The 24,209-nt window shown below is 44.5% G+C and carries 21 protein-coding genes and 2 other annotated features; of the genes, 6 read left to right on the forward strand and 15 right to left on the reverse strand.

Going from position 1 to position 24,209, the window contains the following annotated elements; all coding sequences use genetic code 11:
- Positions 1-358, reverse strand: a sequence feature (16S ribosomal RNA rRNA prediction is too short).
- Between the two features lie 60 nt (positions 359-418).
- Positions 419-1,311: a sequence feature (16S ribosomal RNA rRNA prediction is too short), on the reverse strand.
- Positions 1,312-1,980: 669 nt separating this feature from the next.
- The 12 genes from lysS to pth form a co-directional block, all read right to left on the reverse strand.
- Positions 1,981-3,474 (reverse strand): lysine--tRNA ligase, encoded by a 1,494-nt coding sequence (lysS, locus tag A5877_RS07480; RefSeq protein WP_005230758.1) that lies wholly within the window; start codon positions 3,472-3,474, stop codon positions 1,981-1,983.
- A 96-nt stretch (positions 3,475-3,570) separates the two neighbouring features.
- Complete coding sequence (gene dusB, locus A5877_RS07485; RefSeq protein ID WP_005233357.1) at positions 3,571-4,584, reverse strand: tRNA dihydrouridine synthase DusB; 1,014 nt, start codon at positions 4,582-4,584, stop codon at positions 3,571-3,573.
- Entirely contained in the window at positions 4,585-5,466 is an 882-nt protein-coding gene (gene hslO, locus A5877_RS07490) for an Hsp33 family molecular chaperone HslO (protein ID WP_005233356.1), read from the reverse strand. It lies immediately after the preceding gene.
- Between the two features lie 142 nt (positions 5,467-5,608).
- Positions 5,609-7,717: an ATP-dependent zinc metalloprotease FtsH gene (gene ftsH / locus A5877_RS07495; protein ID WP_005233354.1), complete on the reverse strand. Its 2,109-nt coding sequence runs from the start codon at positions 7,715-7,717 to the stop codon at positions 5,609-5,611.
- Positions 7,718-7,790: 73 nt separating this feature from the next.
- A complete protein-coding gene (gene hpt / locus A5877_RS07500) occupies positions 7,791-8,336 on the reverse strand; it encodes a hypoxanthine phosphoribosyltransferase (protein ID WP_005230750.1) in 546 nt (181 codons plus the stop codon).
- Positions 8,337-8,355: 19 nt separating this feature from the next.
- Complete coding sequence (gene tilS / locus A5877_RS07505; RefSeq protein ID WP_086316637.1) at positions 8,356-9,756, reverse strand: tRNA lysidine(34) synthetase TilS; 1,401 nt, start codon at positions 9,754-9,756, stop codon at positions 8,356-8,358.
- Positions 9,757-9,856: 100 nt separating this feature from the next.
- The gene (locus A5877_RS07510) at positions 9,857-10,300 is read right to left on the reverse strand and encodes a S1 domain-containing RNA-binding protein (RefSeq protein ID WP_005233352.1); all 444 of its coding nucleotides are present in this window, start codon (positions 10,298-10,300) and stop codon (positions 9,857-9,859) included.
- A 74-nt stretch (positions 10,301-10,374) separates the two neighbouring features.
- Positions 10,375-10,821 carry a septum formation initiator family protein gene (locus A5877_RS07515; RefSeq protein ID WP_005233351.1) on the reverse strand — a complete coding sequence of 149 codons (447 nt, stop codon included), beginning with the start codon at positions 10,819-10,821 and terminating at the stop codon, positions 10,375-10,377.
- Positions 10,822-10,904: 83 nt separating this feature from the next.
- Positions 10,905-11,171 (reverse strand): RNA-binding S4 domain-containing protein, encoded by a 267-nt coding sequence (locus A5877_RS07520; RefSeq protein ID WP_005230745.1) that lies wholly within the window; start codon positions 11,169-11,171, stop codon positions 10,905-10,907.
- Positions 11,158-12,789, reverse strand: coding sequence for a polysaccharide biosynthesis protein (locus A5877_RS07525; RefSeq protein ID WP_016611989.1), 1,632 nt, complete (start codon positions 12,787-12,789; stop codon positions 11,158-11,160). Before A5877_RS07525 ends, A5877_RS07520 begins: the two co-directional genes overlap by 14 nt.
- Positions 12,790-12,804: 15 nt before the next feature.
- Positions 12,805-16,323: a transcription-repair coupling factor gene (gene mfd / locus A5877_RS07530; RefSeq protein WP_016620327.1), complete on the reverse strand. Its 3,519-nt coding sequence runs from the start codon at positions 16,321-16,323 to the stop codon at positions 12,805-12,807.
- 11 nt (positions 16,324-16,334) lie between these two features.
- Positions 16,335-16,895 (reverse strand): aminoacyl-tRNA hydrolase, encoded by a 561-nt coding sequence (pth, locus tag A5877_RS07535; protein ID WP_008380153.1) that lies wholly within the window; start codon positions 16,893-16,895, stop codon positions 16,335-16,337.
- 355 nt (positions 16,896-17,250) lie between these two features.
- Between pth and A5877_RS07540 the strand changes: the two genes are divergently transcribed.
- The 3 genes from A5877_RS07540 (at position 17,251) to A5877_RS07550 (ending at position 20,353) form a co-directional block, all read left to right on the forward strand.
- On the forward strand, positions 17,251-18,234 hold the full coding sequence (locus A5877_RS07540; RefSeq protein ID WP_005230720.1) for an L-lactate dehydrogenase: 984 nt from the start codon (positions 17,251-17,253) through the stop codon (positions 18,232-18,234).
- Positions 18,235-18,503: 269 nt separating this feature from the next.
- On the forward strand, positions 18,504-19,901 hold the full coding sequence (locus A5877_RS07545; RefSeq protein WP_086316638.1) for a L,D-transpeptidase family protein: 1,398 nt from the start codon (positions 18,504-18,506) through the stop codon (positions 19,899-19,901).
- A gap of 152 nt (positions 19,902-20,053) precedes the next feature.
- The gene (locus tag A5877_RS07550; protein ID WP_005233340.1) at positions 20,054-20,353 is read left to right on the forward strand and encodes a hypothetical protein; all 300 of its coding nucleotides are present in this window, start codon (positions 20,054-20,056) and stop codon (positions 20,351-20,353) included.
- A gap of 64 nt (positions 20,354-20,417) precedes the next feature.
- Here A5877_RS07550 and A5877_RS07555 read toward each other — a convergent pair whose 3' ends face one another.
- Positions 20,418-20,786: a helix-turn-helix domain-containing protein gene (locus A5877_RS07555; protein ID WP_086316639.1), complete on the reverse strand. Its 369-nt coding sequence runs from the start codon at positions 20,784-20,786 to the stop codon at positions 20,418-20,420.
- A 97-nt stretch (positions 20,787-20,883) separates the two neighbouring features.
- Between A5877_RS07555 and A5877_RS07560 the strand changes: the two genes are divergently transcribed.
- From A5877_RS07560 to A5877_RS07570, 3 genes are all read left to right on the forward strand, one after another.
- The gene (locus A5877_RS07560) at positions 20,884-21,762 is read left to right on the forward strand and encodes an aldo/keto reductase (RefSeq protein WP_016611992.1); all 879 of its coding nucleotides are present in this window, start codon (positions 20,884-20,886) and stop codon (positions 21,760-21,762) included.
- A 39-nt stretch (positions 21,763-21,801) separates the two neighbouring features.
- On the forward strand, positions 21,802-22,284 hold the full coding sequence (locus A5877_RS07565; protein ID WP_086316640.1) for a VOC family protein: 483 nt from the start codon (positions 21,802-21,804) through the stop codon (positions 22,282-22,284).
- Between the two features lie 161 nt (positions 22,285-22,445).
- Complete coding sequence (locus A5877_RS07570) at positions 22,446-22,775, forward strand: SdpI family protein (protein ID WP_016611997.1); 330 nt, start codon at positions 22,446-22,448, stop codon at positions 22,773-22,775.
- Positions 22,776-22,808: 33 nt separating this feature from the next.
- Here A5877_RS07570 and A5877_RS07575 read toward each other — a convergent pair whose 3' ends face one another.
- Positions 22,809-23,504 (reverse strand): YoaK family protein, encoded by a 696-nt coding sequence (locus tag A5877_RS07575; protein ID WP_008380162.1) that lies wholly within the window; start codon positions 23,502-23,504, stop codon positions 22,809-22,811.
- 63 nt (positions 23,505-23,567) lie between these two features.
- On the reverse strand, positions 23,568-24,083 hold the full coding sequence (locus A5877_RS07580) for a VanZ family protein (RefSeq protein ID WP_008380164.1): 516 nt from the start codon (positions 24,081-24,083) through the stop codon (positions 23,568-23,570).
- Positions 24,084-24,209 lie beyond the last annotated feature (126 nt).

Consider the following 24,209-nt stretch of genomic DNA (forward strand, 5'->3'; position numbering starts at 1 on the left):
AACTGAGAGAAGCTTTAAGAGATTAGCTTAGCCTCGCGACTTCGCAACTCGTTGTACTTCCCATTGTAGCACGTGTGTAGCCCAGGTCATAAGGGGCATGATGATTTGACGTCATCCCCACCTTCCTCCGGTTTGTCACCGGCAGTCTCGCTAGAGTGCCCAACTAAATGATGGCAACTAACAATAAGGGTTGCGCTCGTTGCGGGACTTAACCCAACATCTCACGACACGAGCTGACGACAACCATGCACCACCTGTCACTTTGCCCCCGAAGGGGAAGCTCTATCTCTAGAGTGGTCAAAGGATGTCAAGACCTGGTAAGGTTCTTCGCGTTGCTTCGAATTAAACCACATGCTCCACCGCTTGTGCGGGCCCCCGTCAATTCCTTTGAGTTTCAACCTTGCGGTCGTACTCCCCAGGCGGAGTGCTTAATGCGTTTGCTGCAGCACTGAAGGGCGGAAACCCTCCAACACTTAGCACTCATCGTTTACGGCGTGGACTACCAGGGTATCTAATCCTGTTCGCTCCCCACGCTTTCGAGCCTCAGCGTCAGTTACAGACCAGAGAGCCGCCTTCGCCACTGGTGTTCCTCCATATATCTACGCATTTCACCGCTACACATGGAATTCCACTCTCCTCTTCTGCACTCAAGTCTCCCAGTTTCCAATGACCCTCCCCGGTTGAGCCGGGGGCTTTCACATCAGACTTAAGAAACCGCCTGCGCTCGCTTTACGCCCAATAAATCCGGACAACGCTTGCCACCTACGTATTACCGCGGCTGCTGGCACGTAGTTAGCCGTGGCTTTCTGGTTAGATACCGTCAAGGGATGAACATTTTACTCTCATCCTTGTTCTTCTCTAACAACAGAGTTTTACGATCCGAAAACCTTCTTCACTCACGCGGCGTTGCTCGGTCAGACTTTCGTCCATTGCCGAAGATTCCCTACTGCTGCCTCCCGTAGGAGTCTGGGCCGTGTCTCAGTCCCAGTGTGGCCGATCACCCTCTCAGGTCGGCTATGCATCGTTGCCTTGGTGAGCCGTTACCTCACCAACTAGCTAATGCACCGCGGGTCCATCCATCAGTGACGCAAAAGCGCCTTTCAACTTTCTTCCATGCGGAAAATAGTGTTATACGGTATTAGCACCTGTTTCCAAGTGTTATCCCCTTCTGATGGGCAGGTTACCCACGTGTTACTCACCCGTTCGCCACTCTTTTTCTTTCGGTGGAGCAAGCTCCGGTGAAAGAAAAAGCGTTCGACTTGCATGTATTAGGCACGCCGCCAGCGTTCGTCCTGAGCCAGGATCAAACTCTCATAATGATTTGTTTGAATGACCATACGGTCATTAAGCTCATAAAAATTAACTTTGCTAGCTATTGCTTGCATGTATTTGTTTCAATAAATTGAAACGTCCTACACATTGGTTCGTTTGCTTGCTTTGTTCAGTTTTCAAAGGTCTACAGTGCTGTGTTAGCAACTTTTATATCATATCAGAGCGACGTTTGATTGTCAACTCTTTTTTAAAAGTTTTTTTCGCTCGTTGTTTTTCAACTTCGCAGCGGCTGTCTCAGCGACTTCATTAGAATAACAAATGATTTGTTATTTGTCAACAACTTTTTTTAATTAATTTTGTTGATGTATCAACATCGATTAACTATTTTAAAATTGCGACTTCGTTATAATATCATCTGTCGAGCTGTGCGTCAACCACTTTTTTCAATTCTTTTTACGAATTCATTTCAGTCATTTGGCACATGTAATAATATACCAACTAAATCCCTTGCGGTCAATCATTTTCTATGGCTTTTTTTAATTTTTACAAACCCGTCTAATCACATTGAATCCAGCTTTTATCGTTCGTATTTAATCCGTTTCCTAGCATCTGTCCTAACGTATTTCCCTCTATTTCCTCGCAGTTTTTCTCTCTGGCTCAGTAGACAATAAAAAAGCCGCCCATCTCTTGCGAGTGGACGGAGCTTTTTTATCTCATTGTCGGGAATAATAAAACGTCACGAATCGATTGTGCATCGGTCAACAACATCACTAAGCGGTCGATCCCGATCCCTAATCCACCAGTTGGCGGCATACCGTATTCAAGTGCTTCTAAGAAATCTTCATCCACCCCATGGGCTTCATCATTTCCTGCTTCGCGCTCTTTTTCTTGTCCTTCAAAACGTTCTCTTTGATCGATTGGGTCATTCAATTCCGTGAAGGCATTCGCAAATTCACGACCAACGATAAATAATTCAAAGCGATCCGTAAAGCGTTCATCTTCTGGATTCTTTTTCGCTAATGGCGAAACTTCCACTGGATGACCAAAGACAAAGGTTGGCTGCTGTAACGTTTCTTCAACAAATGTCTCAAAGAATTCATTGATGATATGGCCAACAGTCATGGCATCAGTGATTTCAACATGATGTTCTTTCGCTAAACTACGCGCTTCTTCAACGGACATTGGTTGCCAGAAATCAACACCTGTTTGATTTTTGATTGCATCGACCATATGGATTCGTGCAAAGTCGCTAGCTAAATCGACTTCTTGTCCATCGTATTGGATCGTTGCTGTATGCAAGACTTTTTCAGCAGCATTACGGATAATGCCTTCTGTCAAATCCATCACATCTTTGAAATCTGTATATGCTGTATACGCTTCTAGCATCGTAAACTCGGGATTATGGGTCGTATCGATTCCTTCATTTCGGAAAACGCGGCCGATCTCATAGACTTTTTCCATGCCACCCACGATCAATCGTTTCAAGTGAAGCTCAAGTGCGATTCGTAAATACAGATCCATGTCTAAGGCATTGTGGTGTGTAATGAAGGGACGAGCCGCTGCACCACCTGCTTGATTATGCAATACTGGCGTTTCGACTTCGATATATCCATGTCCGTCAAGGTAACGACGAATTTCGCTAATGATTTGGCTTCGTTTCATGAAACGATCAAAGCTCTCTTTATTACTGATCAAATCCAAGTAACGTTGACGGTAGCGTTGTTCTACGTTCGTCAAGCCATGGTATTTGTCTGGCAATGGACGCAATGCTTTGGATAAGATCACGATTTCTTTGGCTTTGATGGTCACTTCGCCAGTGTCGGTCTTCATGATTTCACCAGATACACCAAAGAAATCACCTAGATCTGCATGCTTGAATACTTCGTAAGGTTCGTCCCCGACTTGGTCTTTACGTACATATATTTGAATACGGCCTTCGCGGTCTTGTAAATGCGCAAAACCAGCCTTCCCTTTTCCACGTTTTGTAACGATTCTTCCTGCAATGCTTGCTGAAAGATTCATTTCGGCTAATTCTTCTTTGGTTCTTTGATCAAATAACTCATGTAACTCGGCAGAATTATGGGTGCGTTCGAATCGCTTGCCAAAAGGATCAATGCCTTCTTCCCGTAGTTTTTCCATCTTTTCACGGCGAACCAACATTTGATCATTCAATTCTTCTTGTGTTTGTCGTTCCTCTGTCACGAGTTTTCCTCCATTCTTAACTTGGGTTTCCTTCTTATAATGCCAATGATGACGCAAAAAATCAAGCCGAACTTTCGAATCGACTTGATTTGTTTCTTATTCCTTAAAAGTTGCTACCGGCTGTTTTTCGGTCTTCTCTACAAATGCATCCAATAAATCAAAAATCGTTTGCTTATCTTCTGCTTGATTGATAGCTGCCTTCACTTTGGCTGCCCGTGAAATACCTTTTAAGTAGTACGCAGCATGTTGGCGGAATTCTCGCGAAGCGATTTTTTCCCCTTTTAGATCAGCCAACCGTTCTAAATGAAGTTTCGCTGTCGAAATTTTTTCTCGTGGTGTTGGTTCCGGCAATAACTCGCCTGTCTCCAAGTATTGCTTGGTGCGGTGGATCATCCACGGATTGCCTAAGGCTGCCCGTCCGATCATCACTGCATCAGCGCCGACTTCTTCCAACATTCGTTTCGCATCTTCAGGGGTTCTGACATCGCCGTTGCCCATAAAAGGAATGGTGATACTTTGCTTCACTTGTTTCAAAACGTCCCAATCAGCCGATCCTTCATACATCTGTACACGGGTTCTGCCATGCATACCGATTGCTGCGGCACCCGCTGCTTCCGCGGCTTGGGCATTCTCAACCGCAAAGACGTGCTGCTCATCCCAACCGATCCGCATTTTGACGGTAACGGGCTTGTCGATCGCACTGGAAACAGCATGGACCATTTCATAAACCTTGTCGGGATCTAAAAGCCACTTCGCACCAGCTTCTGCTTTGATGATTTTGTTTACAGGACACCCCATATTGATATCAATGATATCGGCAGTTGTGTTCTCTGCGACAAATTGCGCTGCTTCTACTAAGGATGCTTTATTCCCACCAAAAATCTGAATACTAAGAGGATGCTCGGTCTCGTCAATAAACAGCATCTCAAGGGTCTTCTTGTTACGCAGTTGAATCCCTCGATCACTGATCATCTCACAGACGACTAAACCCGCGCCAAATTCTTTGACTGTCACACGAAACGCAGAATTGGTGATCCCTGCCATTGGCGCAACGACGACGCGGTTAGGAATCTCAACCGAGCCGATCTGCCATGTCTGTCTATCTTTCACTTACGCTTCCGCCTCTTTCTTCAACGCCGCCAATTCCGTTTCATCAAAATGATACTTGTTGCCACAAAACGAGCAGACTGCCTCTGCCCCATGATCTTCATCGATCATTGCTTGGATCTCCTCAGCCCCTAAGGTGATGATCGCTGTCGCAAATTTTTCTTTCGTACAATCACAGTGGAACTGGACGGGCATTTTTTCTAGTACTTCGATCGTCGTGTCTGGTAACAATGTCGCTAAGACCTCTTCTGGTGATTGGCCTTCATCGATCAAGGTTGACACTCGAGGCAATTCTCCCAAACGTTTTTCGATGGCATCAATGATCTCTTCACTGGCACCAGGCATGATCTGTAGCATAAATCCACCGGCTGCCCGAATCGAATCATCGGTTTCTACTAATACACTCAGACCAACAGCAGAAGGAATCTGTTCTGACACTGCTAAATAATAAGTAAAGTCTTCCCCAAGTTCCCCAGAGACGATCGGTGTTTGTCCAGAGAAAGGTTCTTTTAGCCCTAAGTCTTTGATTACGGTAAAAATTCCTTGGTCTCCCACTGCGCCCCGAACATCCAATTTTCCTTGAGGATTCAATGGCAGACTGATCTGTGGATTTTTTATGTATCCTTTTACGTCCCCACGGCCATTGCTGTCTACGACGATTGCCCCAGCAGGACCATTTCCTTGAATTTTGACGGTCAATTTGTCTTCCCCTTTTAAGGTACTGCCTAATAACAAACTTCCCACCATCGCTCGCCCTAAAGCAGCAGATGCCGTATTCCATGTTTCATGGCGTCGTTGTGCTTCGGCGATCGTCTCTGTTGCCGATACGGCGTATGCTCGGACGAAGCCGTCATATGCGAGTGCTTTTACTAAATAATCCTTCATCTTGATTCTCCTTTTTATTCATTAATGAATCATACTAGGAAGCGCCGCTTTTTTCAACTGAATGTGTTTGAATTTAAGAAAAGTCTTCTTAAATAGAAACAAAAAGGCGCCGAGTTTCCTCGGCGCCTTGATACGTCTTGTTTTAGGCGTTATCATCTTTGTTTTCTTGATCAGTCGGTTGGCTTTCGCTATTGCGGCGAACGTCTTCCAATTGTTGATCAAAATCGTTTGATGATGCATCTTCGCTGTGTTTTTCTGCAGCTTGCTTCTCTGCATCTTTTTCTTCCAGCGCACGTTTCGCTTCTTCAAACGTTTGGGCTTTTTCACTAGGATACTCAGAGCTTTCAGTCCCTGCAGGCATTTTGCCTTCTTCAAACAAGGATTTGATTGCTTTAGCATCCAATGTTTCATGTTCAAGTAGTTTTTCAGCGATCAATTTGTGTTGGGCACGATGTTCTTCAATGATTTCATGGGCTTTTTGATGGGCATCCATTAAAATCTTGCGAACTTCTTGATCAATTTCAAAGGCAACTTGTTCAGAGTATGCTTTTGTTTGACCGTAATCGCGACCGACAAAGACTTGATGGTTTCCTTCATATTGAACTGGACCTAATTTATCGCTCATTCCATATTCTGTCACCATGCTTCTTGCAAGCGCAGTTGCTTGTTCAAAGTCATTGGAAGCCCCCGTTGATTGCACACCGAAGATGATTTCTTCAGCCGTACGTCCACCTAGCAAGCCAACGATTTGTTCAAACATATCTTCTTTAGTCATCAAGAATTGATCTTCTTTCGGCAAGGCGATCATGTACCCACCAGCTCGCCCCCGAGGAATGATGGTTACTTTGTGTACCACACGGGCACGACTCAAGACTAAACCAACAATGGTATGTCCTGCTTCATGGTAAGCAACCATTTCACGTTCGCGTTTGTTGATGACACGGTCTTTCTTCGCAGGACCAGCGATCACGCGGTCTTCTGCTTCATCGATATCTGAAGCATCGATTTTTTTCTTGTTACGACGAGCAGCAACTAAGGCGGCTTCGTTCAAGACGTTTTCCAGATCCGCACCGGCAAAGCCCGGTGTTTGTTGGGCAACGACTTTCAAATCAACATCATCTGATAAAGGTTTGTTCCGAGCATGAACACGGAGGATTGCTTCACGGCCTTTCACGTCTGGACGACCAACTAAAATCTGACGGTCAAAACGACCTGGACGCAGCAACGCTGGATCTAGAACATCCGAACGGTTCGTTGCGGCAATGACGATCACGCCTTCATTCCCATCAAAACCATCCATCTCAACCAATAATTGGTTCAATGTTTGTTCCCGCTCATCATGTCCGCCACCCATACCGGCACCACGTTGGCGACCGACGGCATCGATTTCATCGATAAAGATGATGGCTGGTGCATTTTTCTTCGCTGTTTCAAATAAGTCACGTACCCGGCTTGCACCGACACCGACAAACATTTCAACGAAATCTGAACCAGAGATCGAGTAAAACGGTACGCCAGCTTCACCGGCAACGGCTTTGGCTAGCAACGTTTTCCCGGTTCCCGGAGGTCCCTCAAGTAAGACACCTGCTGGGATACGGGCACCTAATTCAACGAAACGTCGAGGATCTTTCAAGAATTCCACGACTTCGACAAGTTCTTGTTTTTCTTCTTCTGCACCGGCTACGTCTGAAAAACGTACGCGGTTGGCTTTTTTGTCCGCTTCTTTGGCTTTTGATTTGCCAAAGTTCATCACACGGCCGCCACCGCCACCGCCGCCGCCTTGTTGGCTCATCATCATATAGAAGAAGAAAATGATGATCACAAGTGGTAAGAAGCTAACCAAAAGCGATAACCAAATACCACTGTTGGATTCTTCTTCGATGGTAGTTTTGACCCCTTGTGCTGAGGCCAGACTGGTGACTTCGCTCAGCGTAGAATCATTTGGTAAAATGATCGTTGAAAAGCGGGTCGAACTCGCCTGTGTATTGCCTAAAACAGACAAGCTGTTGTCATTGCTGACAGTTTGTTCTTCATTGTATTCACCCACGATTCGATAAACACCGTTAGCGGGTTGGACAGTAAATTGTTTGACCTTCCCGTCTTTCAGTTGTTCTGTAAACGTGGAGTACTCGATCGTTGGGGTCTGCTGATTGCCATTTCCAAAAATGAAATAAACGACCATGACCATCGCCAACAAGACAAGTACATAATATAAGGTATTTTTTACCATACCGTTATTTTTCTTATTCATGCGTACCTCCCTGGCTATTTTGTTTTATCAATCCTGACCATTTAATTGTATCACAATTGATTTAGAACAGTCACTAATTTGACTGATAAACACTAGGTTTTAAGACGCCAACGTAAGGTAAGTTTCGATATTGCTCTGCATAGTCCAGTCCATATCCAACAACAAACTCATTTGGCACATCGAAGCCGACGTAATCAGCATCGATCTCAACAACACGGCCTTCCGGCTTATCTAATAACGTCACGATTTTCACTGATTTCGCTTTACGGTATTTGAATAGATCTACCAGATAAGCCAACGTGCGACCACTGTCAATGATGTCTTCAACGATCAAAAGATCGCGGCCCTCAACATTTGTATCTAAATCTTTGATGATTTTGACTTCTCCAGATGAAATCATGGCATTGCCATAACTCGAGACATCCATGAAGTCTAACTCCAAGTAACAATCCATCTCACGAACGATGTCTGCCATGAAAGGAACGGCACCTTTCAGTACACCTACGACTAGAGGATTTTTATCCGCATAAGCCGCCGTTAATTCTTGACCAAGTTCCACACAACGATTTTTGATTTCGTCACGGGAAATCAAAATTTTCTCAATATCTTTATCTAGCATAAAGTTCTCCTTCCAACTCTTACTTCTGATATTTATAAAGAAGTATGTAGTGTATTTTATCAGTTTCTGGCGCAATACTCAAATAGGAAAATGCATGAGGTAGTAAGGCAATCACCTGTTTATCAAGGTTTGTGACGACCCAACTTTTTTCTCGCTCTTCATTAGGAATTTTTGAATCGATAAAAAAACGACTGATCTTTTTGGTCAGGCCACGTGCCAAGCGGATTCGGTCTCCTGGCTGACGCTTACGTACGATCAGCTCAGAGGAATAGTTTAGCGGTAAATCTTGGGAAAACTCTGACCAATTTGTGATTTTTTTGGGAATATGCTGTTCATTTATCGGAAAATACCCAATCCATTCCTTTTCAGAAAGATAGATCCCTTCTCCTAAAACCAGACGCTGACTGACTTCTGTCAACGGCGCTGCAGGCTTTTGGGGAACAGCAATGAGTTCCAATAGTAATTGGTCATAACTGCGCCGCAGCTGCCACTGTTTGTGCAACGCCAATTGCCATTGCCCTTTCTTTTCGTCTAGCAAACGCAATAGCTGTGGCAGCTGTTTTTGATTGAGTGGATGCTTTGTAAAAGCTTCTGCTTGTTGCAAAAACCCCGCATAGAAAAAATAGCGCTGCGCCGGCGAAAACGTCGGCAGCTGTTGCAGATCGATCACTAAGCGAGTAGCTTGCTGTTGAACGAACGCAGACAACCATTGCTGCTGCTCTTGCTGGATCAACTGATTGGCGAACTGCATTTCTACAGAAAGCTGTTGAAAATGCGGCAACAGTTGCGGATTTTCCGCTTTTAATGCCGGCACTACTTGCTGGCGTAGTCGGTTTCGCAAATACAGCGGTTCGTGATTGCTTTCGTCTTCAAAGTAGGGAATCTGCTGTACTTGCGCATAGTCGTAAATCGCTGTCTTACTGACACTAAGCAACGGCCGCAACAGGATTCCAGCGTGAAAAGGCTGCTGCTGCTGCATCCCGCCAGCCGATTGCAAGCGGCCTTCTCGCATCATCTTCATCAGCATCGTTTCTACTTGGTCATCACTGTGGTGAGCAGTCAGCAAAACATCATAGCCTTCTCGGGACATGACATCGGCAAAAAACGTATAGCGAAAGTCCCGAGCGCTAGCTTCTATGCCAGTTTCTGGCGGATTTTCCCAGCACCGCTCATAAAAAGGAATGCCGCGTTCTTGGCAGTACTGCCGTAAAAAAGCAGCTTCCTCAGCAGATGCTGGGCGCAATTGATGGTTTACATGTGCCACACCAAAGACCTGCTCTTTTTGCATTTCGGGAAACAACTGACAAAAGACCTGCAGCAAGACCATGGAGTCGACTCCCGTCGATACCGCCAGCAAAAAGCGGCGTTTTTTTTCAGGATCGATGGCAGTGAGTTGCCCTCGAACGGTTTGAATGACCATCATTTGCCCTCCTTCTCATTTGGTAGATCCACAAGAAAGAAAGCTGAAACAAAACGAACCAACAGTTTTGTTTCAGCTTTTTCCAACTTGCTATTCATGTTTAGTTACGGCGTCCGCCGCGGCCACCGCGTTTTCCTTCTGTATTTCGACGTAATGATGAAAGACGATCATCACTATCTTTTAGAAAAGAACTCATCAATGAATCGAAGTCTTGTTTATTTACATTCGTAGTTTGATTGCGTGAAAAAGATTTTTTCGGATTTGGTCGATTGAATTCTTTTTTCGGGTATTCACGTTTTTCTTCCGGCTTATCTTCTGCTTTGCGGATCGATAGTCCAATTTTTCCATCGTTGCCGATTGCCGTAACAAGTACTGTCACTTCATCCCCAACAGACAACACGTCGTGAATGTCTTTGACGAATCCGTTTGATACTTCACTGATATGCACCAAACCAGTTTTCCCTTCACCAAGATCAATGAACGCACCAAAATTTGTAATACCAGACACTTTGCCCTTTAGTTTCGCTCCAACTTCGATTGACATATAAAAAATGTTCCTCCTAATTTTTACCCATTTAAAATAATTCAAACTACTGCGCTGAGTAGGTATGACATTGCTTAATCTTGTGACTCTGTGGATGATGATTCTTGTTCGCTTTGCGCAGAACGCTCATTAGTGTTTTGAGAATCCGTTCCATCTGGCAAGACAGGATAAATTTTTTCGCCATCTTTTGAGTAGAAGAATCGGCTGCGGGCCAATTTTGCCACATACTCATCGTCTTGCAATAAGGCAACATCTCGCTCCAATGAAGCCACTTTTTGTTCAGCTTCTTTTTGTTCGGCGACTGTTTCCGCCTTGTATTCCTTTAGTTTTTGCAGGCGCATTTGGTCGTTAAACATCTGAATCCCCACGACTGCAAATATCGCTAATGCCGCCACGAAAAACGCCACCAGCCGACGTCGGCGAAACACGACTTGCCGCCGCTCTTTTTCAAACTTGGCAAATTGCTCTTTCGCATAATCGGTCTGCAATAGTTCTATTTTTTTATTTGATTCTTTTGCCACCTGAACTCGCTCCCGTCGCTGTCTTTGTTTTTTACATTATACCAACATCCGCAAAGCTTGTCTAACTGAAAATGCCGTAAAAATCAAGCATTTTCTGAGATTCTTTCCTCTGAAACAATCTCATACATTTTTGCAGCGTCTTCTTTTTTCGTCGATTCATGCAATTCATTGACTTTTACTTCCAAGACCTTATTCCCGAACTGAATACGCATAGTATCGCCTACTTTGACGTCACTGCTTGACTTGGCTAATTTGCCGTTGATCTGAATACGTCCCTTGTCTGCCACTTCTTTGGCAACAGAGCGACGCTTGATGATGCGGGAGATTTTAAGAAATTTATCTAATCTCATGTTTTTCACCTCTTCTTAATAGTTTCTTTCCAAATGGAACTAACAGCCATTCGCGAATCGTTAACAATTTGATTTTGATCGCTGTCCCGATAAAGGCTGCGCCTCCCAGACCGACACCGCCTAGGCAAAAAATCAGCGCCTGTAGTCGATGGGTCAAAGGACCGTTCAATAAGATCGCAACGAAGCTATAATATAAGAATAGCACGCTTGCCATGATCCCTAAACAAAGAAATAATTTTTTTCCATAATTTCCTTCATACCAAAAGCGATTGATGCTACTTTGTGCTCGACGCTGTTCGGAAACCACAAAACAGCATAAGGTCGCGCCTAACCCCAACAGCGTACTGATACTTGCTCCTGCAGTCCCATAAGAAGCGGTCAGTGGCCACATCGATAGGCATTTGACCAAAAGACCAATCCCCGCAGCGAGCAAGCCGAAGGTATAGGTATTGCGACTTTGTTGAATGCTTTGATAGGCTTGAATCGTCGCCATCAGAGCGATGGAAAAGACAAACAATACCAGCGCAGCATTGCCAGATCCGTCTTTAAATAAGGCAAAATTGATATAAGGCAGCAAAATCGCTAACCCTACCGCAGAAGCCGAAGCAATCCCGATTGTTAGGCGCAAATACATTTTTGCCGACTTTTCAAACAGCTGCTGATTTTTTACCGTCAAATACTTGGTCAACGTTGGCAAAAACGTCGAGCTTAACGCCATCGCCACCACAAGACCTAGTTGGACGAGGGGTTGTCCGCGATCATAGATCCCTTTCGAAATCCGGGCTGCTTGTGCCGTCAATCCCCCCGCTTCTAGCGCATTGGTCAATAAAAACGAATCCGCTAACTGGAACAAGATCAAATAGCCGCTATAAATCGTCAACAGACCGCCTTCTAAGAAGAACCGTTTTTTCAACGAGGCGGATAAACCAGCGGTATTTTCTCCTGTACGGGTGACTGGTTTATGCCATAGCGATAGGCGTTTGCCGTTGATTTGTCGGCTATAATAACTTAAAATCCACCACGCCGCAAGGCCCCCGACTAAGGCACCCATCATGGCGACAGTCCCCGTTTGATAAATCGTCCAGCCCAATTGCTGGAAGGCTGCCGCAGCACCTAAAATCACACCAACTCTAAGCAGCTGCTCTACAACTTGAGACACTGCGGTTGGCACCATTTGTAGATTTCCTTGAAACATTCCTCGATAAAAGGTCAAGGGTGGGACAAACAAAAAGGTAAAGGAAACGACTCGAATCAAGCCTGCCAGTTGATGGTCCCCCATCACTTGCGCGATTGGACCGGCAAATAAAAAGGTCACAGCCCATAAGCCGATCGCCGACCAAAGCACATAAGGCGTCAACGCTTGCAGCCGCTCCTTGCTTTTCAAAGGATCAGGTTCTTCAGCAACAATGCGGGAGATAAACTGCGGCAAACCTGACAACGCCAAAGTCATTGCCAATCCATAAATCGGATAGACCTGTTGATACACATAAAACCCTTCGTCGCCTACCAGGTTCTGAAAAGGGACCCGATAAACGGCACTTAAGATTTTTGCGATAAAGGAAGCGATCGTTAAAATAAACGCCCCTTCCATCGTACGCTTCAATTGTGATTTCGGCATCCCTCTGGTTCCTTTCTAGCCTTGGCTGGCGTATTTTTGTTCCCGTAACGCTTTGACAAAATCTTGGATTTCTAATAGCCAGGTGCTTTCTTTCATCACTGGCGGAATCTGTAATTTGATGGTCATTTGCTCATGATCGACACCCATCGTGGCTTTTAATTTAGTAGCTTTCAATGCTTCAAACAGCTGCTCCACCGAATAATTTTTCGTGCCGACTTTACTCAAAGTAAACGACACGGTTTGTTGCTGCTTGCGGATAGTTTCTAACAAGGCACGATCGCCGTTCATTTTGATCTCGCCCACCGTTAAGAGGTGCGCCACTTCTACAGGGTATTCTCCGAAACGGTCTAATAAATCATCTTGAAGTTCATCAACTGCTTCTTGTGATTCCAGCTCACGAATTCGTTTATAGATCTCGATTTTTTGCCGTTCGTCTTCAATATACGAAGTCGGTAAGTAGGCATCGATCCCCAGATCGATCTCAACGGTCGTTTTTTCTGTTTGGGTATTTTTCCCTTGTTTACGAGTGACTGCTTCCGACAGCATTTGTGAGTACATGTCAAACCCGACTGCATCGATAAAGCCGTGCTGTTGCGCCCCCAATAGATTTCCTGCCCCACGAATCGAAAGATCTCGCATCGCGATTTTGAATCCTGAACCTAACTCCGTAAAGTCCTTAATGGCTTGCAGACGTTTTTCACTGACTTCGTTCAACACTTTTTGCTGTTCATACATGAAATACGCATAAGCGACTCGATTGCTCCGACCGACACGGCCACGCAACTGATACAACGTCGAAAGCCCCATGTAATCGGCATTTTCCACAAACAACGTATTGGCATTGGGAATATCCACACCGGTTTCAATGATCGTCGTCGTCACCAACACATCGTATTGCCCTTCAATAAAGTCAAACAGGGTATTTTCCAATTGGATCTCGGTCATTTGCCCGTGGGCATAAGCGATTCGTGCATCTGGCACTAACGCCTGCAGTTCTTCGACTTTTCGCTCGATCGTATCGACACGATTATAGAGATAAAACACTTGGCCCCCGCGTGCCATCTCCCGTTGGATCGCTTCTCGCACCGCTCCTGGATTCATCTCCATCACATAGGTTTGGATCGGGTAACGATTTTCCGGTGGTGTTTCGATCACAGATAGGTCCCGCACGCCCAGCATCGACATATGCAATGTTCTTGGGATCGGCGTTGCCGTCAACGTCAACACATCGACTTGCGAACGCAGTTGTTTCAAGCGCTCTTTGTGTTTGACCCCAAAACGTTGTTCTTCATCGATCACCAACAAGCCCAAATCAGCAAACTCGACATCTTTTGACAATAATCGGTGGGTCCCCACCAAAATATCGACTTGCCCTTTGCGCACTTGCTCGATCGTTTCATTCTGCTGTTTTTTCGTCCGAAAACGACTCAGCACCCCAACATTGACGGGGAAGCCTTCAAAACGATCGACCATCGTTTCATAGTGCTGCTGTGCCAAGATCGTTGTCGGCACTAAGAAAGCCACTTGTTTGCTTTCTTTGATCGCTTTAAAAGCAGCCCGCAGCGCCACTTCTGTTTTCCCAAAACCGACATCTCCAACTAACAAACGGTCCATCGGCTTTTCTTTTTCCATATCCCGCTTGATCTCTGCCGTACTGCGCAGCTGATCATCGGTTTCCGAATAAGGAAAGGCATCTTCAAATTCTTTTTGATAGGCATCGTCTGGTTGAAAGGCATAGCCTTTTTCTGATTCGCGTTTGGCATACAATAAAATCAAATCATCTGCGATGTCTTCAATTTTAGCCGTCACTTTGCGCTTGGTCTTCGCCCACTCACTGCCGCCTAATTTATTGATTTTCGGTGTTTTCGATTCGGAAGCCACATATTTTTGAATCAAATTCAATTGGGTGACTGGAATAAAGAGCTTGTCTTCGTTTTGGTACAAGATCGTCATGTAATCTTGATGGACGCCATCGACTTCTAAGGTTTCCATGCCGATGTACTTCCCGATCCCATGATTCGCATGGACGACATAATCGCCGGCTTTTAACTCATTGTAGCTTTTGAGACGTTCCGCATTGGTGACATTTTGCCGGCGGGCTCTTTTTTTGTTCATCTTTTGGAAAATTTCTTTTTCTGTAACCACCACTAGCTTGTCTTGCGGCATTTCAAAGCCGCTTTGCAAACGTTCCACCACAATTTGGGTGCGTCCCGTAAACAGGCGGTCTTGTTGCGTCTGCACGGCATAGATATCATGATCTCGCAGATCTTGCTCTAACTTCTTGGCCCGTTCTTGGTCACTGACCAGAAAAATCACCGTTTGCTGTTGCTTCTCCCAGCGATCAATCTCAACTTTCAAGAGACCCATTTGGCTGAAAAACTGCTGCATCGGCCGGTATTGGAATTGATGGATCGCTTGGAAGCGAATGTTCCCCATTCCTTTTTGGAATAAAGAAAAGAAGCTGGTCACAAAGGTTTCTTTTTGCAGCAGTTGATGGACATCGATCCCGAATTGCTGTTCAGAAAAGACCCGCAGCTCCGCTAATTTTTGGGTATGCCACTCCGCTTCTTCCCGTTCGATCTCACGATTGGTCTCCATGATCCGAGCATAATCATCGATCATCAAAAAGGCGTCTTCAGAAAAATAATCTAAGACACTCGTTTGCTGACGATAAAGCAAATCCGTGTAATAACGGGCACTTTCACCGGGAATCCCCGCTTGCCATTGGGAGGCCAATTGGCCGAAATAGTCTTCTAAAAACGCGCGATCAGTTACTTCTTTGGTGACCGCCAACCGTTTGTTCAATAATTCTTGTAGCTGCTTTTGCCCCGCCGCTAAATCTTCCGCTGAGAAAACCAATTCGGTAGTCGGTAAAATAGCCACTTGCTGCAGCGTTTCCACTGAGCGTTGCGTTTCCACGTTGAAAGAACGCATCGAGTCGATTTCTACATCGAATAACTCGATCCGTACGGGGTATTCGGCATTTAATGGATAAATATCGAGGATGCTCCCACGAATACTGAATTCGCCGGGTTTGCCAATCATTGACTGCCGTTCGTAACCCATCAAGATCAATTGTTGCGGCAAACGCTCTAAATCGATCTCATCGCCGATTTGCCATTGGAATTGGTTGGCTAACCAGGTTTTCTTTTCAGGCAAATACTTTCGCAAAGCCGCCACCGGCAACACATAGATCCCAGTTTTTCCTTGAGAAACAGCATTCAGCGCTGCCACTCGTTCTTCTCGTGCTTCTGGTGAAGAAAAAGCCATTTCGGCTGACAACACTTCGTCCACTGGGAAAACATAGACATCATCCGTCACGTTGCGCAGATCTTCGGCTAGTTGATTCGTATAATACAGATTTGGTGTCACCACGATCACTTGTTTTTGAAATGCCTGATACACACCGGTGATCGCCAATGTTTTTGCCGATCCAGCTAGACCGGTCAATAATTGCCGGGGGGCCTGTTCACGTAAACCTGCATGCCAAGCCGCCACTGTCGGCACTTTATTTATTAATTCAATTAAATCCATCTCGGCCCTCCTTAGTTAAATCGATTCATTGTGGCAAGAAAGTCGCCGTTGGTCAAGTAATCACTACTTGCCTCGACTGCCTTATCAATACTTTGTAAAACGATGGGCAGATCGTCTTTTGCAAAAGGACTCAGTACATGATTGACCACGGTTTGTCCTGGACGTGGCCGATCGATCCCGATTTTGATGCGGTCAAAGACTGTCGAGTCCAAATGCGCGATCAAACTCTTGATTCCATTGTGTCCCCCCGCACTGCCTTTTTGGCGCAAGCGGATTTTCCCTAATGCTAAATCAAGGTCATCATAGACCACTACTAATTCTTCTTGGTAGATGCCAAAATAGGTCATCAACGGACCTACCGAACGACCGGATTCATTCATGAAGGTTTGCGGTTTGACCAAAAGGATTTTTTCACCCTTCAAGAAAAACTCTGCCACTTCTGCTTCAAAAGCCGACTTTTTAAAGGTTGCTTGGTACTTTTGTGCCAACGCATCCACTACCATAAAGCCAACATTGTGTTTGGTTTTCTCATATTTTTTGCCGGGATTTCCCAAGCCTACAATCATTTTCATTTTTCGATTACGCTCCATTATTTCTAGTTTCAAGCTGATTCTTCATCTATTTTATCGGTTTTCTTATCCAAACACAAAATACTGGGCACACAAATGCGCCCAGTTCTTTTGCTGAAATAATTATAACACGAAATGGACTGTTATGGTGGCGTCCTCTTGCTCAGTTTTTATCTTTCTTAACGAATCTTAATAAAACGTTGATATATCCTCTTTTTGACGTAATAACAAAGAAAGCATTTACAACTGAAACAGCGATATTTTGTGTAATATTGTTGTGCAAATCACATGACAAATATACTTGAAAATGGTAGGATGATAGCGAGTAAAACAATTATGCGGAAGGAATGATACACAGATGACTGCAAAAACGAACAAAAAAGATCACCAAAAGGTAATTCTTGTTGGAGACGGTGCGGTTGGTTCTAGTTACGCGTTTGCGCTGGTGACCCAAAACATTGCGCAAGAAGTCGGAATCATTGATATAAATACAGCAAAAACAGAAGGCGACGCAATTGATTTGTCCCATGCCTTGGCCTTTACTTCCCCTAAAAAAATCTATGCCGCTTCTTATGAAGATGCACATGATGCTGATTTAGTCGTTATTACAGCTGGTGCGCCTCAAAAACCAGGTGAAACCCGCTTAGATTTGGTTCATAAAAACTTGAAAATCAACCGGGAAGTAGTTACCCAAATCGTTGATTCAGGGTTCAACGGAATCTTCTTAGTAGCAGCAAACCCAGTCGATATTTTGACTTATTCGACTTGGAAATTCTCAGGCTTCCCGAAAGAACGCGTCATCGGTTCAGGTACTTCTTTAGACTCTGCACGTTTCCGTCAAGCTTTGGCTGAATTAGTCGATGTTGATGCCCGTAACGTCCATGCCTATATCTTAGGCGAACACGGGGATTCAGAATTCCCTGTTTGGTCTCATGCCAACGTAGCCGGCTTGCAAATCTATGAATGGGTCAAAAACAACCCAGATATCGATGAAGAAGCAATGGTCAACATTTTCTTCAGCGTTCGTGATGCAGCCTACACCATTATCGAGAAAAAAGGTGCGACTTTCTATGGGATCGCGGTAGCCTTAGCACGGATCACTCGTGCGATCTTAGACGATGAAAATGCTGTTTTACCATTGTCTGTGTACATGAACGGCGAATACGGCTTAAACGACTTGTACATCGGTGCGCCTGCAGTTATCAACGCCCAAGGGATTCAAAAAGTGATTGAGATCCCATTGACGGATGGTGAAAAAGACCGGATGGCCGCTTCTGCAAAACAATTAAAAGATATTCTTGATGAAGCTTTTGCGAAACTAGATGCAGAAGACAATCAATAATTTCTTTCACTTCGTTTAGCTAGTCAACTATGCCACTGAACGAACCTTACAGCTCACTCTTTTTCAGAACAATTTGATCAAGATGATTTGCTGCGGTTCGTTCAGTTTTTTTATGCAAAGAAATGCTTTTCTACAGCTTAGCTAAAGATAGTTTAAGAATTTTCTATTTTTTATGGAAGTTTCATTTGCCATATTCGCTTTCTTGGGGGAATATGGTATGATTTAAGCGTTATTATCTATTATGCCATTAGAAAAAAAGGAGTAGTTGAATGACTCGTTCAAACAAACATACTGACGCCAAGAACAATACCAAGAAAATTGTTCTAATCGTTGTGGCTGCTATATTAGTAGTGATCGCTGGCGGCTATACCTACCGAAGTACATATTATGCAAACCGTTTTTTACCAAAGACTGAAATCGATGGGATCGACATCAGCAACAAAACTGTTGCCGAGGCCAATGCCCTGCTGCATGACCGCTACTCGCAAGAAGATTTCACCATCAAAGAAGGCGATAGCGAATGGAAGACAATCAACCTTGCTCAATTTGGGTTACAAACGGATTTCACCAATGAGCTGCAATCATTAAAAGATGAACAGAACCAGTGGAGTTGGGGAATGGCTTATGTTTCCGCTGCAGAAGAAAAAACACTGGACAATCTCTCGGTGGATCAAGATACGCTAAACAGCGAAACGGACACGATCCAAAAGGAACTAGAAACTTTAAATGAGGATCGTACCAAGTCAGCCGATGCAACATTGGAAAAAGGCGAAGACGGCTTTTCTATCAAACCAGAAGTTGACGGCGATGCCATTGATGTGGACAAAGCAGTAGCAGACTTCCAAGAAGCCATCGTCAGTGGCGAAAAGGAATTAAATCTCGTCGATTACGTCACAAAACCAAGTGTGACCGCTGATGATCCTGATCTAACCAAAGAAATGGATTCGTTGAATAAAATCGCCAAAGTAACCGGCAATTATACGATCAACGGAAACACGTTTCAAATTCCAAGAGAATCGATCATGGATTGGCTCTCTTACAAAGATGGCAACACCACGATCGACGAAGACAAAGTAAGAAGCTATGTCGCTTCGATCGGAGAGCAATACAACACCAGCACCAATTCTTCGACCTTCAAGAGTACCAAACAAGGCGAAGTAACGGTTCCAGCCGGCACCCTCAGCTGGACGATCCAAACCGATGCGGAAACAGAAGCATTGATTGAGGCGTTAAAAGCCGGCGAAGACTTCACGCGCACACCGATCGCTCAAGGAAGCACCGATGCTGGCAGCCCGTTATTTGGCAACACGTATATCGAAGTTGATCTGAAAAACCAACACATGTGGTATTACAAAGATGGCGAGCTGGTGCTAGATACGAAAATTATCTCTGGAAAACCAGCCACACCAACGCCAACTGGTGTCTTCTATGTCTGGAACAAAGAAGAAGATGCAACCTTGACCGGTGAAGATTATGCGTCCCCTGTTGATTACTGGATGCCGATCGATTGGACCGGTGTCGGAATCCATGATTCTGATTGGCAAACGGAATACGGTGGTGATCTTTGGAAAACCCGCGGCTCTCACGGCTGTATCAATACTCCGCCAGGCGTGATGAAAGAATTGTACAGTAAAGCCGAAGTCGGGACACCCGTGATCGTGATTTAATGGAAAAAAGAGTCAAACCTTTTTATAGATGAACCAAAAGCCGCAAAAAAATTCTTTTGCGGCTTTTTTGTTGTTTCCAAATGTTCCTGTTTAAAAAGCGCCATTTAATTAATATACTTAATTAAGCATATTAATTAAAAAGGAGAATCACTTTGGAAAAAGTTGTCTTTATTGATCGTTCTACTTTAGCTGGAAGTCTGATTAAAATTTTCGCCCGCAACATCCAAATGCTGTCCGAGGATCAAATCAGCGTGACTGTTGTGACACCAGAACGTCTGATGAATTATCGTTTTTCGCAAGAAAAAATCGTTTTGGTCGATCCTTTGCTTTCTTTAACAGATCCGATGATCAAGCAGGCCATCCCGCCGCGAATCAAGCGCCTGTCATTTCCCATCAATCATTACAGCGGCATGAATGCTGAAGCCATTCTAGAATTGATCCAACAAGCATAGCCTAAAAAAGGCCGACGGAAACCAATGGTTTCTGCCGGCCTTTTCTCATGCCACTTGCCCTCTGCTAGACAATCGCCTCTTCTTGTTCTAACAAAGTAACTTGTTCTCCTTTGTCTTGTAGCGCAGCGACGTGCATCGTGCCCCACTGGCAAAGGGTATCCAATAAGCCGCCTAACGTTTCTCCATATTCACTCAAGGAATACTCAACTTTGGGTGGTACTTGATTATAGGATTTGCGGGTAACGATATCAGACTCTTCTAGTTCCCGCAATTGCTGCGTCAACATTTTTTGACTGATGCCAGGAATTTTTCGCCGTAAATCACTAGGACGCAATGCCCCATGGCGTAAATTACAAAGAATGATTGGTTTCCATTTCCCGCCGATGACATCCATCGTTGCTTCTACACCGATATTATAAATTTTTACTTCCATTTTTTTCACCTCATCAAGTCTGTAAACACACAAATGTTACCAAAAGGTGTGTATCAAACAAAAAAGTACGTACTATACAACCTTACCTCATCATTATATGATGATTACAGAAAAAAATAAAGGAGATGTTTTTATGATCGAAAAATTATCGGATACCGTTACACTGAACAACGGCAGCAAAATCCCCGGTTTGGGGTTAGGTGTCTTTCAAATCCCTGAAGCTGAAACAGCAGAGGTCGTGAAACAGGCCATTATCAATGGGTATCGCCTGATTGATACGGCGGCTATTTACGGCAACGAAACAGGAACAGGGGAAGGAATCAAACAAGGCTTACAAGAAACGGGGTTGGCTCGTGAAGAACTCTTTGTCACTTCCAAACTTTGGAACGATCATTTAACTTATGATGAAACGATCCATGCTTTCAATGAAAGTTTGGCCCGCTTAAACCTCGAGTATCTCGACTTGTACTTGATCCATTGGCCGGGAAACCAGGCATTTCAAGAGTCATGGCGCGCCTTGGAAGACTTGTATGCCGCTGGAAAAATCAAAGCAATCGGGGTCAGCAACTTCCAGATTCATCACTTGGAGCAACTATTGGCCGCTGCTAAGGTCGTTCCTGTCGTCAATCAGATCGAACTGCATCCCAAACTTACGCAGCAAGACCTGCGGGACTTTTGTGCTGAAAAGGGGATTGCGATCCAAGCTTGGTCACCTTTGATGCAAGGCAAACTGCTGAAAGAGGAAACCGTCTTGGCGATCGCCGATGCACAGCAAAAATCAGCGGCACAAGTGCTTTTACGCTGGGCTATCCAACAAGGAATCTTAGTCAATGTCAAATCGACACACCCTGAGCGAATGCGCGCCAATGCAGCGATTTTTGATTTCCATTTATCAGAAGATGAAATGGCTCGCTTGAACGCATTAAATGAGGACCTGCGAGTGGGTCCAGATCCAGACACATTCGATTTTCATTAACCAAACGATATACTAAACAAAACCTTAGGAGGAAGTATAATGACAAACACAAACACAGGCTTTTCAATGGTGAACCACGTGGGAATCACCGTCAGCAATCTCGAACGTTCCATCCAATTTTATGAAGCATTAACTGGAAAGAAAATCGCCAATCAAGATACGATCGGTGGCAAACGAATGGCGCAAACGCAAGGTTTAGAGGATACATTGATCAAATACGCCAATCTTCATTTAGACAATCTCAACATCGACCTTTTAGAATACGTCAAACCAAAATCCAACAAAGCTAGCTATTCCAATGAGCAAATCAGTGCCATGCATCTTTGTTTTGAAGTCGAAAATATTGATGAAGCCGTTGCTCGTCTAAAAGCCATCGGGGTTGAACCTGACGGTACCCCAATCGTTTTTGAAGAACAAGATGGTTTAAAAAGCGGCTTCGGGACAGGTGTTGCCTACTTTACAGATCCAGATGGTACCAATCTTGAACTGATTGCACCAAAAGGACCATTTCAACGCGGATAATTGAAAAAGGGATGGCGACTTATAGCGCCCTCCCTTTTTATTTACGCAAAACTATCTATTTTTTCAATAGTTCCCCTTCATAGAACCCTTTACAGCGAGTACAATAAATAGATAATCCTTTTTATTCGCTGATTTTCCCAACAAACCTCGCTTGAAAGGAAGTGATTTCGATCGATATTGGTCTTTTGTTGTTGATTTTTACGGGTATTTTTTTCATCGTCTTCCGGTTCTTTTACCGAGAAGAACCCAATTATATATTCGGCTTTCGCACCAAGCGCAGTACAGCCAGTGTCAGCAATTGGCGTTTTTCCCAGCAGTGGTTCTCCCTGTTGGCGATGCTCTTTCTAGGTGGGGTCATTTTGCTGCAGCGCAACGAGCTGATTGAAGAGAAATTTTACCAGATAGCCGTCCTTGGTAGCTATCTTCTAGCAGCACTGCTGGTAGAAATAGCGCTTTATCTCAAAGATTCACGCGCGAGCACCAAAAAGTAAGACAAAAAAGACATTCCGGGGAATGTCTTTTTTCTATTCTTTATTTTGACTGTGGATCGTGATTCCCAACACCAGGGCTAAAATTCCTGAAACCACCCAGATGGTCCGGTGGAATAAGAAAATTCCTAGCAAGCTGCTTAAAACCGCCCCAAAAAAGAAACCGCCGATGATCAAGGAAATAGAAATGATCTTGGGTGTCACTGATCGGTCCTGCTTAAACCCGCGCAAATACAAGTAATCAGCCAGCGAACGTAAATTGCCAGTGGTCATCGTGGTGGCATAGGGCATCCCTGCCAAGCGCCGATAAGCGGCATATTGAATCGCTGCAAAAAAAGATAATCCGGAATCAACCAGGACATTGGGTAAAGAACGCGCAAAAAAGCCCAGAACCAAAATACCGATTGCTTCAAAGATCAACGCAGCATTTTGCCAAACGATCCAACCACCAGTCGGAAAATGATGCTGCAGATAATTCGTCACCACGATCCCCACTAAAAACATACAGATTGGTGGCAGATACCGAAAGGCTTGTTCAAACTGCCCCGTTGAAAGATTGATCCCTAACAAAATAACATTCCCCGACTGCATGCTCGCAAACACTTCACCGTGAAAGAGATAGGTATAGGCATCTAAAAAGCCGCCAGCCATCGCGAGAAGAACCCCCACCGGCAAACTTTCATGCACGACAAACTCGGTTTTGCCTTTGACACTACTCAAACTTTTTTCCATTGGTTTCGCCTCTTGTTTTTTATACTTTCTAACAGCTTAACGCTTAAAAACGCCGACAACTCGTTATGTTTTGCGGCGTTTAGGTGACTTTTTCGATAACTGACAAATCAACCACCCCAAAAGAACGGCGGTCAGTGCTCCAGCTGAATCCAGCATGACATCTTGAAAAAGCGGCGTCCGTCCTCCCGTCAGCATTTGATGGTATTCATCGATCCCAGCATAGCCGGTAGCTGCTAACCAAGCAAAAAAAGCGGCTAGCCAATACGGCGTACGGCGATATACGAGAACGAAGAACAGACTGCCCCCTAAGACAAAATAGGTAAAGAAATGTGCGCCTTTACGAATGAAAAATTCCACAAATGAGAAATAGCCTTTTTCCGCAATACTGATCTCCGAACCAGCATAGGAAAAAGAAATCTTCTCTAGCCACTCTTTCAATGGTTCATTTTTTAAGATTCGTGAAAGCAACCCGATTTGTGATTGCTGCTCATAGGTTTGTGAAGAACTGATAAAGAGGATGACCATAACCGCAAGTGCGATACAAAAGTAAAAATTCGGTTCTTTCAGTAATTTTTTCATAGTTTTCACTCCTCATTTTCCTATCTTACCATTTTCATTTGGTGATGCAACTGTTTTTCCAGCAAACCGTGGTGACATTGCACACACAAAAAGAGTGCTTCCGTGAAGATTAGAAGCACTCTTTCT

Source organism: Enterococcus sp. 3C7_DIV0644 (assembly GCF_002141235.1).
Taxonomy (GTDB): Bacteria; Bacillota; Bacilli; order Lactobacillales; family Enterococcaceae; genus Enterococcus_D; species Enterococcus_D entomosocium.

Excerpts from the sequence above, each read along its gene's own strand:
- hslO (WP_005233356.1), bottom strand. The coding sequence starts at position 5,466 with ATGAAGGATTATTTAGTAAAAGCACTCGCATATGACGGCTTCGTCCGA.
- ftsH (WP_005233354.1), bottom strand. The coding sequence starts at position 7,717 with ATGAATAAGAAAAATAACGGTATGGTAAAAAATACCTTATATTATGTA.
- hpt (WP_005230750.1), bottom strand. The coding sequence starts at position 8,336 with ATGCTAGATAAAGATATTGAGAAAATTTTGATTTCCCGTGACGAAATC.
- tilS (WP_086316637.1), bottom strand. The coding sequence starts at position 9,756 with ATGGTCATTCAAACCGTTCGAGGGCAACTCACTGCCATCGATCCTGAA.
- A5877_RS07510 (WP_005233352.1), bottom strand. The coding sequence starts at position 10,300 with ATGTCAATCGAAGTTGGAGCGAAACTAAAGGGCAAAGTGTCTGGTATT.
- A5877_RS07520 (WP_005230745.1), bottom strand. The coding sequence starts at position 11,171 with ATGAGATTAGATAAATTTCTTAAAATCTCCCGCATCATCAAGCGTCGC.
- A5877_RS07525 (WP_016611989.1), bottom strand. The coding sequence starts at position 12,789 with ATGCCGAAATCACAATTGAAGCGTACGATGGAAGGGGCGTTTATTTTA.
- mfd (WP_016620327.1), bottom strand. The coding sequence starts at position 16,323 with ATGGATTTAATTGAATTAATAAATAAAGTGCCGACAGTGGCGGCTTGG.
- pth (WP_008380153.1), bottom strand. The coding sequence starts at position 16,895 with ATGAAAATGATTGTAGGCTTGGGAAATCCCGGCAAAAAATATGAGAAA.
- A5877_RS07540 (WP_005230720.1), top strand. The coding sequence starts at position 17,251 with ATGACTGCAAAAACGAACAAAAAAGATCACCAAAAGGTAATTCTTGTT.
- A5877_RS07545 (WP_086316638.1), top strand. The coding sequence starts at position 18,504 with ATGACTCGTTCAAACAAACATACTGACGCCAAGAACAATACCAAGAAA.
- A5877_RS07555 (WP_086316639.1), bottom strand. The coding sequence starts at position 20,786 with ATGGAAGTAAAAATTTATAATATCGGTGTAGAAGCAACGATGGATGTC.
- A5877_RS07560 (WP_016611992.1), top strand. The coding sequence starts at position 20,884 with ATGATGATTACAGAAAAAAATAAAGGAGATGTTTTTATGATCGAAAAA.
- A5877_RS07565 (WP_086316640.1), top strand. The coding sequence starts at position 21,802 with ATGACAAACACAAACACAGGCTTTTCAATGGTGAACCACGTGGGAATC.
- A5877_RS07575 (WP_008380162.1), bottom strand. The coding sequence starts at position 23,504 with ATGGAAAAAAGTTTGAGTAGTGTCAAAGGCAAAACCGAGTTTGTCGTG.
- A5877_RS07580 (WP_008380164.1), bottom strand. The coding sequence starts at position 24,083 with ATGAAAAAATTACTGAAAGAACCGAATTTTTACTTTTGTATCGCACTT.